Origin of the sequence: Pediococcus parvulus, from assembly GCF_007990205.1 — a bacterium.
Classification (GTDB): Bacteria; Bacillota; Bacilli; order Lactobacillales; family Lactobacillaceae; genus Pediococcus; species Pediococcus parvulus.
The window spans coordinates 1-14,116 of sequence record NZ_BJWE01000046.1 but is presented as its reverse complement, the minus strand read 5'-3'; the positions used below and the strand labels follow the sequence as shown (position 1 = coordinate 14,116).

Below are 14,116 nucleotides of genomic sequence, written 5' to 3'. Positions count from 1 at the left end.
AGGTGTGCCGGTCGAGCGATCGTGATCGCGCGTTTAGGCATGATTATCTCGATGGGTCTGCCACAAGGAGCTGTCCTAAAAAAGTGAGCGGAACAAGGCGCTTTGCCACATAATCATAAGTGAGATGGAGGCGGGATCGTAATCCCGCAGGAATCTTGCTTATGATTATGAGGCTGCCTGGTGAAGCTGTCCTAAAAAAAGTGAGCGGAACAAGGCGCTTTGCCGCACAATCATCATTTTTGCACTTTCACCCGGACATAATGTACGACCAACGTTATCAAAACAGCGGCCACAACAATGCCGGCAAAAATCCCAGACGGAATTTCCCAACCAATTAATGGAATGGAGACAAATAGCTTAATTCCAATAATCGCAATTAAAAAGTAAGCCATGGTTTCCAGCTCTGGTATTTTACGCATGACATTCATAATGACTTCTGCGATTCCCCGCATACACAAAATTCCAATCATGCCACCAAGCAAGACGATAACAGGATTAGACGAAATTGCTAGTGATGCCAAAACAGAATCTACTGAAAATATAATATCCATCATTTCAATTTGAAGAACTACCGACCAAAATAACGATAAGTGACCTTCTTTTTTTAATGTAACCTTTGAAGAAGACTCTTTCTTTTTTTGTTTGGGCGCAAAATAGCGATACACCATATAAAGGAGATAGAGTGCCCCAATTATTTTTATTTCCCAGATGTGAATGAGATACGTACCAATTCCAATGACTAAGAAACGAAATATATAGGCTCCCCAAAGTCCATAAAATAGAGATTTCTCTCGTTCTTTTAAGTTCGTTAAAGCTTGTGTTTGAGTTGCCAAAACAACGGCATTGTCAACCGACAATAAACATTCAATCATGATCAGTGACAAAATAATCATCCAGTCACTGCTAGATGTTAACACCGTTTCCCAATTATGCAGATTAAAAAAAGGGCCATATAGTTTTGAAAGTAATTGCATCGTTAGTGCTCCTTTCCATGCATAAAATAATACCACAACCAACTCAAACCAACGTAAATATTCTTCAATTTAAACTTTCTTTTCTTTCCTACATAGACGCACGGGCCACGATGGACTAAAATTAGCTTAAATGAACTTTAGAAATTTCCAGTGAGGCTACAACAATGATTTCCGAAAAAAAGATTAATTCACAGCATACCTGGGTCGCCATTAACCAACCGACGCAAGCTGAAATTGCAAAAATTATTCATCATTATCAAGTAACTGAAGAAATGTTAGGTTATGCCATTGACCCTAATGAACGCGCTCGGATTGAAACTGATCGTGATGCCAACATTTTTCTTATCATTTTTGATGTCCTATCAAAGGATATCACCGATAGTGGTAGTACCGAACCAATTGGGATTATGTTGGTTAATGATTATATTTTGACCTTCACGCGAACTTCAACCGAATTTGTAGAGAAGCTCTTTGATCAACAACTGTCTTCTGCTTTGGCCCATGCTAAAAATGAAGTCACGCCTTTAACAATTATTTTTCGGACATTATACAAACTATCTGTCCAATATTTCGACGCTGTGACCAACATTAATCGGCAGCGACAACAGATTCAAAAAACCATGCTTCATCGAATTTCTCGCCGTTCAATTTCAGATATGCTTCATCTTGAAACTAGTTTGGTTTATTATTTAACTTCATTGAAAACAAATAATGCCCTTTTAACTAGTATGAATCGGATGCAAGAGATTCAAATGACCAAGGATCAACACGAACAACTTGAAGATGTCATAGTTGAATCCCAACAGGGAGAAGAAATGGCCCAGTTAGCAACAGATATTATTGAACGGGTTGCAAGCGCCAATTCAAACATTTTGGACAGTGACCTAAACAATACAATGAAATTTTTGACAGTCTTCTCAATAGTCCTAGCTGTCCCTTCAATTGTTTTTGGCTTCTTTGGTCAAAATGTGTTAATTCCTTTCAGTCATTCTGTTTTAGGCTGGGAGATTACCATTTTTATTACAATTATTTTGATTTTAATTGTTCTTTTAGTTTTGAACTTCAATAACTTTTTTAAAAAATAATTTTTGATTAAAAGCGTATTTAATTCATAGAGTTTGATTTAGCGCTGATTCTGGCAATTTTCATATGTTAAACTTAAATTAATAAATACGTAATTACATAAGGAATGAAAATATGATGCAAAAGAAAAATACCCTTCAAATAGCAAGTTTAATCACCTGGTTTATTCTCTTGGTCGGTATGATTATTTTGCTGCCCAACTCGTTAAGCTGGAATTCCAGCTTTAGTCAACAATTGCCTACAAAGGACGCCCCTAGTGCCACCATAGTGTACACAAATTCAAATGGTACTCTAAGTACAAAGCAGCGGAAAGCTATTCAAGAAAATCAGAAGAAACTAAAAGCTAACCAAAAGTTTCTAGGACTTAAATCAATCGAAGCTGGAAATGATTCTAATGCCGCCCATCGGCTAAACTCAACTGATAAGTCAACGGAACTCAGTATTCTTCATTTTAAAGAATCTCAAAAACAGTTTCATATCTTAATTCCCCAGATTTATAGCTTAATCCAAACAACGGGAGTTCATGCGTACATAACTGGTAATGATGTGCTTCAAATTGCCCGTGTACAGGCTACGCAGGCGGCCAATAAGCTTGTGATTGTTATTAGTTGCATTCTCGTTGTGCTCATTCTTGGTCTAATTTTCCGTTCGGTTTTGGTGCCTTTAATTACCCTATTACTTTCTGGGATTATTTATCTATCAAGCTTTTCAATCGCGACACTGGCAACTCGCTTCTTAAGTATGCCTTACACAGCGTACACGAATACAATCATACTAGTGGTAAGTTTCGGTTTATTTCCAATCGCTGCAACTGTTTTTTATCGTTTCTATTGTGACCACTATGAAAATCAGAATGCAGTTAGAAAGAGTTATTGGGATTCTTGGCTACCCACCTTACTTAGCATTGTGCCAATAATTGCGCTAAGTAGTTTATTGCTTTTAGCAAGAAATACTACTCTCCGTTCTCTTTGGATACTATCCGTCTCCATCACTTTAGTTTGGATAGCCTTTTACACCTTGATGCCGGCTTTCACCGAATTTCTAGATGATCTGTTTTTCTGGCCTGGAAATGGAAAAAGTCTTAATCCTAGTTTCAGTTTCTGGCATTCAAGTGCTATTTTAGGTAAAAAGCGTTCCCTAATTAGTTTGATAAGTATTTTCATTCTCGTTTTGCTAGTCAGTTTGATTAAAATGACACCGTTAAACTGGTCCAGCGTGGTTGACACACCATTCTTAAGTCAGGCAAAAGTTGGCGCGTCGGTGATTACTAGTCACTATCCAGTTGGTAAAGTCTCGCCAATCACAATTACGCTCACCAACAAACAACCAATCACAACTACAAAAAATATGGCAACTCTCAATCAGCTAACACAAAAACTAAAGGCAAATAAGAATGTGGCCAACGTTTATTCAGTAGCCCAGCCAAGTGGTATTTCACTGACCAATTTGTATGTCAACAAGCAGCTAGCTTCCGTTACCAGTCAACTTTCGGCGGCTAATCTTAATTTGACCAACACTCAAAAATCTCTAAAAAAATCACAAAAACAATTAAAAAACTTAAATCTAACTTCTGCACTCAAGCAGTTATCAAAAAATGCGACTAATTTGAGTAAAATTCAGTCACAAAGCTCACAAGTTGCCAATCAGGCCGACGAATTAACCACTGACATTACAACTATGCAGTCGCAACAAGCTGAAATTGACCGCGCAATTCGTTCGGGAAAGACTTCTAGAAATTCAACAGGCATTCAACGGGCGTTGTCTTCTTTGAGTACCCACAATAAAAACCTGATTAGTGACTTAAAAACACTACGTCATAATATTGGCGTGGTTAGTTCGAATAATAACGTCATCGCCGACAACATTTCTCAAGTTGAAGATGATCAACAAAGCGTTACTGATGATTTTGATAAAGTCCAATCCGTACTTAAAACTACCGGTGTTGCCCTAACAAAGGACAGTAAAAACGTCCAAATTGCTCAGCAGAACTTAATTGGGGAACAAAGTTACTTAGATAATTTGAGTAAATCTGGAATTCTTAACGTGCTCTATATGACTTCTGTAGATTTAAGAACTGATCCAATGAAAAATGCACTTAGTCAATTCAATGAATCTAACAATAAGGAAACCACCATTTCAGTTGTACTCAACAAAACAACGGCTTCAATAAAAGCGACCAGCACTTTGAAACAAGTACAACAACTGACTAATGTAACCTTATCAGGAACTTCTTTATCGAAAAGTTTTCTGCACTATTCAGGAGAAACGGTTGATGTGGCAAAACAACAGCAGGCTTTGAATCACGATCTCACTCATCTGGTTCCATGGCTAATTGGTTTGGTTATTTTGTATCTTTTGATCATTTCACAATCGTTATTCGCCATTTATGCAAGCATCAGTCTCTTAATTACATTTTGGGGTGGTCTTCAATTAACAAATTGGTTCTCAAACCTACTTTTGAAAACCCCACTGTTAGCTGATGTTCCCATAATTTCTGGCTTGATTGTAAGTTGCTTAAGTCTGGGAATTCTTATCCCCATAATTTTGAGAACAACTCGTGCAACTGCTGATAATTACTTAAGCGCAATTAATTTCTTCGACCCGTTACTAATTTTAATCGGTATTATGACTTTAATTCCACTACTAGCATTAGGGTTTACACAATTACTTTCTTTTATTCAAATTGCCTTAATCGTATTTATTTCTCAACTGGTTTGGGGATTACTCTTTCCAATTGGCATCACAGCTGCACTTCACCTATCCTATGATAAAAATTAAAGTTTCCATCACAAAAAGGCATCGCCACTTAAAGCGATGCCTTTTTAATTACCCAATTTTCTTAGCTCTTTTTCTTTGTACCTTAAGTTCCATCACCCAAGTAGTGACAGGAATTGTCAAAATCACACCAATAAACGAAATTAAAATCATTAGTAACTCTGACACAAAAATCTTATTATTCACAAATTCGCCCCACGTATAATTTAGCCGTTCAAACCAGATGAACAATCCTAAAAAGCCACCAAAGAAACCAAAAAACAACGTGTTAAACGTGGTACCAATAATCTGTCTACCCACAGACATACCATCTTTAAATAAACGAGTTACCGGAATTTCAGGGTTTTGGCTCAGAATTTCACCTAACCCGGCTGAAATTGCAATGGCCGCTTCGGCAATGGCTCCCAAACTACTTAAAATGGTGGTTGCAATCGACACATCCAAAAATTTGATTCCAACCAGTAATGACATTCCTTCAAGGTCTTCAGTATTCTCATTGCCAAATCCTTGAACCACAGCCCAGTGCTCCATTGGAATGATGAGCAAAACCACCAACACCATAACCAAAACTGACCCATAAAAAGCTGTTTCAGTTGTTAGCGGATCATCATCCCCTAAATAAATTGTCACAGCCAGGATGATCACGGCATTTAATAAAGTTATTCCCAGAATCGGAAAATTGAGTCCAATTAAAACGACCGTCATAAAAATTAAGGCAAAGTTAATTACCAAACTCAGAAATGACTTTAGTCCTTGTAACCCACCAACCAAAACCATTGCCACAAAGAGAATCAGCACCAACACTGAAATTGTGCTCATGCGCGGTCACCTCTTTTTAATAAACTACTTGCAAACCAACTGGCAGCAGGGATGGCTAAAACAATACCAATACCACTAACCAAGCTTTGAACCATTCCTAATGACATATTCATGGTGAAGGCATAACCCCAGCTATCGCCATTGCGTAAATAAAGCACCATCATCGCAAAAGTATCTGCCATAAAGATTAAGAAAAGTACATTAATCAAAGGTCCCATTATGGATTTACCAATCTCCCGGCCAGATAGAAACAACTGACGGTGCGTCAAATCAGGCGTTTCTCGGTGGACCGCAAACAGACTAGAAATTATATCTGTGGATTCATCCATAACTGCACCCAATGAACCCAAAATTGTTTCTGCAATAAACACTGGTTTAGGACTTTGAGTCACATACTCCATTGTTTCAAAATGGAGTCCTTGATCATGCGTTAGATTGAGAACAATTAAAGTTACTAACACCGATCCCAATGTTCCTAAAATCGTCGCTCCAAAAGTAACCACCATCTGCTTGGTTTTACCAAGCACTAAAAATAGCGTTAAACCGGCAAATCCAAAGGCTAAAACTCCAAAAATTTCTAAAACGTTGGTGCCTTGCAATAATACATCGAGTTTAATTGCCAAGAAAAATAGGACACCGTTTAGTAATACGCTTAAAAGTGCCATAAATCCGCTAAATTTCATCGTTAGCAATAATAGGCTAATTGCCAACAAGCTTAAAAACACAATTGACGTGTCGCGTTTCAAGTCCGTAATCGTCGCTTGTAGTTTATGATCCGACTTTTTTTGCACAGCCAAAAAAATTTGCTGGTTCTTACGATATGCTTGATCCATTGCGTTAGAAGCAGAAAACGTGTTCTGAACATTTAGTGTTTTGTTTCGATACTGTCCATTTAAAACTCGGACTTTTAAAATCTGCTTTTGTGAATAATCGTGATTATGAAAATTATCCACCTGCTTAATCCTTTTTTCGTTAGTCACCTTAATGATCTGACCAACTGGAGCTTTATACAAAGCTGCATTATGTTGTGTGGCAAAACACAGCAACCCACCAATCACAATTACAAATAAGATCGTAAACCAACTCACCTGATATCTGGGTTGAACTTTACTCACAATACATTCATCTCAATCCTAAAACTTTACTTGATTTTCTTGATCATTTTATGATGGGCAATTCCTGCTTCCATCACTTGATCGCCCACAACCTTAAATTCATTTTCTAAATAGAATTTTTGAGCGTGGTCTTGAGCAAAGAGCCATACCTGAGCCACCTTGTTGCTTTTAGCGTCTTTTTCAATCGCACTAAAAATTTGTGAAGACAGGCCCTGCTGTCGATATTCTTTGAGCGTACAAACCCGTTGCACCAAGGTTCCCTCCTTCGTTGCAATGACCCTTGCTGTGGTTACTGGTTTGTTTTCAATGTAGCCGACATAATACAAACATCGGTTTTCATTTTCATCCTGTTCAATGCTAGCATCAATTTTCTGCTCATGAATAAACACAGCCGTCCTGATTTTCATACTATCATCATAGACTGCATTACCGTTACCAAACGCTGTTTTTATTTCCATAATCTATCACCTATCAAAAATTCCTTTTATTTTTGAATTATAAACTCTTTGACGGTCTAAAAACAAACTCAACCTAAATTTAAGCATTTGCTTAATAAAATTATGTTAAAATGACTCTATATTTGTGAATCAAATCGTAAGGAAAAAAGATATTCACAGGAAGGTTAGCAATCAAAAAATGAAGCAATTTATTTCAAAAATCAACACCCGAATGGGCTTTTTCTTTCTTCTAGTATTCCTTTTCTGGTTGAAAACACTTCTCGCCTATTTCGCCGATTTTTCTTTAGGGGTTTCCGGCGTTTTTCAATGGTTTATCATGCTAATAAATCCCTTGGCAATTACCTTCTTACTATTCGGCCTTGCGCTGTACGCGAAGCGAGCCAAGTTTTTTTATCCACTGATTATATTAATTGATTTTGGAAATTCTCTTTTACTTTATCTCAATGTCATTTACTATCGTGAATTTTCCGATTTCATGACAATCAATACAATGCTAGGGTATTCCAAAGTAGATCAGGGATTAAGTGGGAGCTCATTAGCGCTAACGCAGCCCCATGATTTGCTATTTTGGTTGGACCTCGTCATTATTTTAGTTTTGATGCTCATGCGCAAAATCAAATTTGACAGAAATCCTTTACCAAAACGACTCGGATTCCAAGTAACTTCACTTTCGGTTCTTCTCTTTGGTTTTAACTTAATGTTCGCTGAAATTGATCGTCCGCAATTAATCACGCGAACTTTTGATCGCACCTACATCGTCAAGTACCTCGGACTTGATGCGTTCACAGTTTACGATGGTGCCAAAACGGAACAAACGAGCAAAATGCGTTCCAGTGCAACTAAGAGCGAACTTAAAACCGTTAAAAAATATGTCCGTGGTCATTATGCAAAATCCAATAAAAAATATTATGGCATCGCCAAAGGTAAAAATGTCATTGTCATTCATTTAGAAAGTTTTCAACAATTTTTGATTGATGACAAGGTTGAAGGTCAAACTGTCACACCGTTTTTGAATAAAATTTATCACAGCAAGAGCACCTACTCATTTTCGAATTTCTTTAATCAAGTTGGTCAAGGAAAAACCAGTGATGCCGAAAACATGCTCGAAACCGGCACGTTTGGGCTGTCTCAAGGCTCCTTGTTTGCCCAGCTTGGTACCGATCAAACTTTCCAAGCGGCTCCAGCCATTTTAAAACAAGAACAAGGCTATTCTTCAGCTGTTTTCCATGGTAATGTAGCCAGTTTCTGGAATCGTAACAACGTTTATAAGAATATGGGTTATCAGTACTTCTTCTCCGCTAGTTATTTTGATACGTCAGGTGATAAATCGACCGGTTATGGCTTAAAGGATAAGTTACTCTTTAAGGATTCCATTAAATACTTGCAGTACTTGCAACAGCCGTTTTACGCTAAATATATTACAGTTTCCAACCATTTTCCGTTTGACTTAGATAAAGAAGATTCCAGTTTTAAGGTTCCAGACACAGGCAATACTTCCGTAAATAACTATTTCAGAACGGCAAATTATCTTGATCAATCTGTCAAAGAATTCTTCACTTTCTTAAAGAAGTCAGGCCTTTATGATAACTCTGTAATTATTTTATATGGCGATCATTACGGGATTTCTAACTCAGCAAATAAGAATTTAGCCAAGACCTTTAGTCAAGATTCCAGTCACTTCAAGTCATACGGCAGCGACCCCGTCGATAATTGGACGGATTGGGATAATACTCAGTTGCAGCGTGTACCTCTCATGATTCATGTCCCTGGTGTCAAAAATGGTGGCATTAACAAAGAGTACGCGGGCGAAATTGATGTTCTTCCAACTCTTTTGCATCTTCTTGGGATCAACTCCAAGAAATACATGTTATTTGGAACGGACCTTTTCTCATCACAACACGATCAAGTGGTTGCTTTTAGAAATCAGGATTTCATTACACCAAACTACACCTCGATCAGCGGGACTATTTACGATAACAGTACCGGCCAGATTGTGACGCCGAATAAGACTTTGAAAAAGCAAATTGCAAAGGATCAGAAAAAAGTTAACAAGCAACTTAGTATGTCTGACTCGTTAAACGAGAAAAATTTGTTACGATTCTACACACCTAAGGGCTTTAAAGCTGTTAATTCACAGCTTTATAACTATGCAAATGGGCTTCAAAAAGAACTTAATATTCAAAAGAAACTTGGTCTGAAGTCGACCTCAATGTACTCTAAAAACCGTGATCGTTCTTTAGAGGATTTGTATAAAACTGATGCGCCAGAAGCAACCCACTCTAAGTCTAAGAATAATCGAATCCAAATTACCAACCCAGATTCTAATTCTGATGACTAACAAAGACGCGACAAACGATAGTTAAGCTAACTGAATCAACTAAACTAAAAACGAGCCCCAACCAAAACATATGTTTTGGTTGGGGCTCGTTTTTTACTCTTTAAAGTTCCATCGACGTACTATGCAATGGGCCACGACGGTCGGGATACAATTCCTTCATGATAGCACTAACTGCCATTGGTCCCTCAGCAAACGCGGTCGCAATTAAGTCAAGTTTACCTTCATAATCAACGCCATCACCAATTGCATAAATTAACGGAAGATTCGTTTTCATTTGACGATCCACCGTAAACATTCGGTGGTGTTGTTCAGGCTGAATTTGCCATTGCTTAATTGTTTTATTGTTTGAAATAAAACCATAGTTAACGATCACATCATCAACTTCTTTTTGTAAAAGACGCTCCCCCTTCACTTCTTTCATTGTCAGTAAAAGGTGCTCATTTGTTTGTTCAATTTCCTTTATTAAAAATGGAGTTAATAGTTCAACCTCAGATTTTTCAAGTAATTCAACGCTGTGTTCCATCCCCCGAAACTGATTTCGCCGGTGCATTAAATACACATGTTTAGCCGTTTCTTGCAACATTAAGGCAGTATCAATCGCTGAATCACCTCCGCCAGCTATCAAAACTGTTTTATCTTGAAAACGACGCGGATCCGAGATTGTGTAAAAAATATGCTGATCTTCTAATTCTTGAGCACCCTCAACTGCCAAGCGACGCGGACTAAACGCCCCAACTCCGGTAGCAATAATGATGGCTTTTGACTCATAAGTTCCGCGGTTAGTCACTACTTTATAGCCATCTTCTTGTTGGATAAGGTCAGTAACCGTTTCTTTTAACCGCACATCAACAGGTAATTGGCTTAATTGTTTATGCAATTTCTCAATTAATTCATTTGCTTTGATCCCTGTAAAACCCGCCACATCATGAATATATTTTTCTGGATAAAGCGCACTTACTTGCCCTCCAAGTTGGGATAGGCTTTCAATAATTTGCACCTTGGCTGTTCTCAAGCCACTGTAAAAGCCCGCAAACATTCCTGCAGGACCACCACCAATAATTGTAATATCATAAATGTCAGACACGTTTTATCCTTCTTTCTTTACGTAAGATAACTGTTCAATTTTAACACGATTTTCAGTCAGTGTTGATTTTTAAATTTGTCACTCAAAAAGACAAATTTAAATTGTATTTAGATTCGTTATTTCGTATGATTATGGTGTACCAACAATAAAATTTGGGAGGCTCCTCATGGCGACACGCAAAATGATCTTAGATTTAGATACTGGTATTGATGACGCAATGGCCATTGCATACGCAGTAGCTGCTCCAGATGTTGATTTGATTGGAATTGTTTCTTCATATGGAAATGTGTTAACTCCATTGTCAGCCCAAAACAGTTTGAAAATTCTCGAACTACTTGGTCAACAGGATGTCCCCGTTTTCCTTGGGGAATCACACTCTTCCACAACCACTCATTTTGAAGTGATGCCGATCAGTGCACAAATCCATGGTAAAAATGGAATCGGTGAAGTTTCACTCCCCACCGCCAAACGGCAACCAGAAACTAAATCTGGCGTGGATTTTTTAATTGAATCTGCCCATACCTATGGCAAAGATCTGATCGTAGTTCCCACTGGTCCTTTGACTAATTTAGCAAAGGCATTGAAACAAGCCCCAGAAATCCAAAACGAAATTGGTAATGTGACCTTAATGGGTGGCGCACTAACCGTTCCAGGAAATGTGTCACCAGTAGCAGAAGCCAATATAAATCAAGATCCAACTGCTGCTGACCAAGTTTTTGAAAGCAACTTGAACATCACGATGGTTGGCCTCGATGTCACTTTACGAACCCTTTTAACTAAAAATGAAACCGCGCAATGGCGCAAATTAAACACTGTTGCCGGAGAAAAGTTCGCAGATATTGTGGATTATTACATTGATGTTTATAAAATTACCAGTCCTCATCTCCATGGCTGTGCCCTTCATGATCCTCTGGCAGTTGGAGTCGCTTTGGATCCAAGTTTAGTTTCAACACTTGATATCAATATGTTTGTGGATACAACTAAAGAAATGTGGGGTCGAACCATTGGTGATCCAGCTCGATTAACCGATCAACACCCTAATGTATCTGTCGCTTTAACGGTCAATCAAGACACCTATCTCAAACGGTTCATGACATACTTTTCCGAACTTTTTTCTCAAAATTAATAAAATTAGGGATAACCAGAGTTGCAATCATAATTTGATTGCAACTCTTTTCAGTCCTTAACAACCTGTTTCAAGACTTACCAGTCAAATATTTACCAACCCATATGGTAAACTAGATTCAGATAACTTTTGGGAGTGAACCACATGGAAATCGTCGTTTTAGTTTTAGTTCTTGTGATTGCGGTACTAATTTCAAATATTATTGCCAGCAAACTCACACAAGTTCCCCTTGCCTTTATTGAAATAGCAATCGGCCTGCTTGTGGCATTTGTTGTGCCTTATTATCGTCATTACACAATGAATCCGGATCTCTTTATGCTCATCGTTTTAGCACCACTAATGTTTTATGATGGCCTGAACACTAACATGCGTGCTCTGCGACGTTCTTTTTCCACCACACTGTCACTTGCCGTTGGTCTTGCTTTAGTGACCATCAGTATCGTCGGCGTTGTCACTCACTTAACATTAACTGAATTGGCACTGCCCCTATCTTTTGCGTTAGCAGCCATCATCACACCAACCGATGCTGTCGCTGTTTCTTCAGTTACCGCCAACATTGAAATGCCAGAAGAGGCCATGCAAACTTTAAAAAATGAGTCACTTTTCAATGATGCTTCTGGAATCGTAATTTTTGATTTAGCTTTGCAGGCTTTTACAACGGGAAAATTTTCGTTTACTTTTGGTTTTTTTGATTTTTCATATGTTTTTTTAGGTGGTTTACTGTTAGGCATGATTTTGGGAAGTTTATTGGTCTCCCTGAGAACTTTTTTAATCAGTCACCGAATGGATAATTCTTCCGTCATCGTCACCTTAGGAATTTTGATGCCATTTTTCGTCTATTTTATTGCGGAATTAGCACATGTCTCCGGAATCTTAGCTGTAGTGGCTGCAGGACTTGTTCACGGCGTCCAAGAAGGGCGTCTACGGCTTACTTCAACCAAGATACAGGTTGTCAGCAACACCACCTGGGAAGTCCTCTCAGACAACTTGAACGGGTTTGTGTTTGTGCTGTTGGGCGTGTCTTTACCAACCGTTATTGCCGACATCTCTTATCGGAACAATAGCTTTCTGCTATTTTTGATGGGATTAAGCATCTTGCTTTATGCTTTAATGACCATTTTGCGATATTTATGGTTGCGCATGGGATTTGCCACTATTCGTGTCCGCCCGGAATATAAAAACACAAATTGCTGGATCATTGCGTTAAGTGGTATTCATGGAACAATTACGTTAGCACTTGCCTTTTCATTGCCTTTGACGCTGCATGGCACGGTCTTTCCATACAGAAATGATCTTTTATTTGTTGCCAGCATTGTAATCATTTTAAGTATGTTAGTTCCTTCTTTAATTTTACCAGCTTTGCTTCCTCGTCAAAAAGAACCCTTTTTATGGGAAGACGCCAATTCTGCACGCAGAAAAATGATTAATTATGCGATTCAAAAAATAACCGAATTAAACGAAGACCCCTTGGAAACTCAAGCTGTTATTTCGACTTTGCATAGTCAAAATAAGCCAGAAAAAATTGAAAGCAGACGGATTTTAAGACAATTATTTGCCCAGACTCGCGATGTTGAAAATGATGTTCTAGACGAAATGGTGGCAAATGAAGACATCACAGAAAAAGAACGCCGCCTCTATCAACGCACCATGTTAACCCGAGATGCCCATTCTGATAATAGTGTTTTGAAAAGCATTTGGCGTCAAATTGCTTACCGGTTCATCTATTTTTTCAAACGATTAACGCATAGCAGAAAAATCAAAATAGCCCAACAACAAATGAAACATAACCCTAAATTAATGAAGAAGTTCAAGAGTAAACATGACACAATCGTCGAAATAGAAAATCGTGCAACTCAAGAAGTGTTTAAATATTTAAAAAGTCCTAAGGTAAATAAAGAAAGTCGCACGGATATCTCGATCGTCCAACGGTATTACCGCGAACGCCATCGTCGCTATCAAAATAATTCAAACAGTAATGAAATCCAAGAAGAACTGTTTATTAAGGCATTTCAGTTTGAATATAACTATGTTCAAAACCAACTTACTGAAAATAAACTTACCCGTGAGCTTGCATCAGCTCTGTACGAACAAATTTCAAATGACGAACTGATTTATATGCAAAATGATGAAATTTATGATTAAAACTGAAAGCTGAAAGTATCAAAACTACTTCAATAACTGATGTTAAACGATTCAGTCTCTAAAAAAATAGTTTAACTGCCGTCCTGCGTCTCACTTAATCTGGAAGCAAATGGGCTCAGTAGTGTCGTTTATCTTAGCGGGTTTCGCTTAGATAAAAGCCGAGCTTGGGGAAGTGGCTTGTGGCTCCAAGTCGTGCCCACTA

Annotated in this window: 10 protein-coding genes; 5 read left to right on the top strand and 5 right to left on the bottom strand. The window is 38.1% G+C overall.

The genetic code is table 11. The annotated features are described in order from the left end of the window. Positions 1–233: 233 nt before the first annotated feature. Positions 234–974: a TerC family protein gene (locus tag PPA04_RS08220; protein WP_057783191.1), complete on the bottom strand. Its 741-nt coding sequence runs from the start codon at positions 972–974 to the stop codon at positions 234–236. Positions 975–1,138: 164 nt separating this feature from the next. Here PPA04_RS08220 and PPA04_RS08215 point away from each other — a divergent pair, with 164 nt between their 5' ends. Together PPA04_RS08215 and PPA04_RS08210 are read left to right on the top strand one after the other, a co-directional pair. Then, a complete protein-coding gene (locus tag PPA04_RS08215) occupies positions 1,139–2,059 on the top strand; it encodes a magnesium transporter CorA family protein (protein WP_057783188.1) in 921 nt (306 codons plus the stop codon). 112 nt (positions 2,060–2,171) lie between these two features. Continuing rightward, positions 2,172–4,835, top strand: a complete 2,664-nt coding sequence (locus tag PPA04_RS08210; RefSeq protein WP_057783186.1) for an MMPL family transporter — start codon at positions 2,172–2,174, stop codon at positions 4,833–4,835. Positions 4,836–4,883: 48 nt separating this feature from the next. On the opposite strand, the gene PPA04_RS08205 is transcribed toward PPA04_RS08210, so the two are convergent. The 3 genes from PPA04_RS08205 to PPA04_RS08195 are packed head-to-tail and all read right to left on the bottom strand — an operon-like array spanning position 4,884 to position 7,224. Beyond that, positions 4,884–5,651, bottom strand: a complete 768-nt coding sequence (locus tag PPA04_RS08205) for a YibE/F family protein (RefSeq protein ID WP_057783185.1) — start codon at positions 5,649–5,651, stop codon at positions 4,884–4,886. Then, entirely contained in the window at positions 5,648–6,766 is a 1,119-nt protein-coding gene (locus tag PPA04_RS08200) for a YibE/F family protein (RefSeq protein ID WP_057783183.1), read from the bottom strand. The genes PPA04_RS08205 and PPA04_RS08200 overlap by 4 nt, the downstream gene beginning before the upstream one ends. Before the next feature lie 26 nt (positions 6,767–6,792). After that, complete coding sequence (locus tag PPA04_RS08195; protein WP_057783182.1) at positions 6,793–7,224, bottom strand: GNAT family N-acetyltransferase; 432 nt, start codon at positions 7,222–7,224, stop codon at positions 6,793–6,795. A 178-nt stretch (positions 7,225–7,402) separates the two neighbouring features. Here PPA04_RS08195 and PPA04_RS08190 point away from each other — a divergent pair, with 178 nt between their 5' ends. Beyond that, complete coding sequence (locus PPA04_RS08190) at positions 7,403–9,562, top strand: LTA synthase family protein (RefSeq protein ID WP_057783180.1); 2,160 nt, start codon at positions 7,403–7,405, stop codon at positions 9,560–9,562. 100 nt (positions 9,563–9,662) lie between these two features. Here the strand turns inward: PPA04_RS08190 and PPA04_RS08185 are convergent, their stop codons facing one another. Further along, complete coding sequence (locus PPA04_RS08185) at positions 9,663–10,646, bottom strand: NAD(P)/FAD-dependent oxidoreductase (RefSeq protein ID WP_057783178.1); 984 nt, start codon at positions 10,644–10,646, stop codon at positions 9,663–9,665. A gap of 166 nt (positions 10,647–10,812) precedes the next feature. Between PPA04_RS08185 and PPA04_RS08180 the strand changes: the two genes are divergently transcribed. After that, positions 10,813–11,772 carry a nucleoside hydrolase gene (locus tag PPA04_RS08180; protein ID WP_057783177.1) on the top strand — a complete coding sequence of 320 codons (960 nt, stop codon included), beginning with the start codon at positions 10,813–10,815 and terminating at the stop codon, positions 11,770–11,772. Positions 11,773–11,916: 144 nt separating this feature from the next. Beyond that, positions 11,917–13,914, top strand: a complete 1,998-nt coding sequence (locus PPA04_RS08175; RefSeq protein WP_057783176.1) for a cation:proton antiporter — start codon at positions 11,917–11,919, stop codon at positions 13,912–13,914. The last annotated feature ends 202 nt before the right edge of the window (positions 13,915–14,116 follow it).

Coding starts and splice junctions, on each gene's coding strand:
- PPA04_RS08190 (WP_057783180.1), top strand. CDS start 7,403: ATGAAGCAATTTATTTCAAAAATCAACACCCGAATGGGCTTTTTCTTT.
- PPA04_RS08180 (WP_057783177.1), top strand. CDS start 10,813: ATGGCGACACGCAAAATGATCTTAGATTTAGATACTGGTATTGATGAC.
- PPA04_RS08220 (WP_057783191.1), bottom strand. CDS start 974: ATGCAATTACTTTCAAAACTATATGGCCCTTTTTTTAATCTGCATAAT.
- PPA04_RS08175 (WP_057783176.1), top strand. CDS start 11,917: ATGGAAATCGTCGTTTTAGTTTTAGTTCTTGTGATTGCGGTACTAATT.
- PPA04_RS08215 (WP_057783188.1), top strand. CDS start 1,139: ATGATTTCCGAAAAAAAGATTAATTCACAGCATACCTGGGTCGCCATT.
- PPA04_RS08210 (WP_057783186.1), top strand. CDS start 2,172: ATGATGCAAAAGAAAAATACCCTTCAAATAGCAAGTTTAATCACCTGG.
- PPA04_RS08195 (WP_057783182.1), bottom strand. CDS start 7,224: ATGGAAATAAAAACAGCGTTTGGTAACGGTAATGCAGTCTATGATGAT.
- PPA04_RS08205 (WP_057783185.1), bottom strand. CDS start 5,651: ATGAGCACAATTTCAGTGTTGGTGCTGATTCTCTTTGTGGCAATGGTT.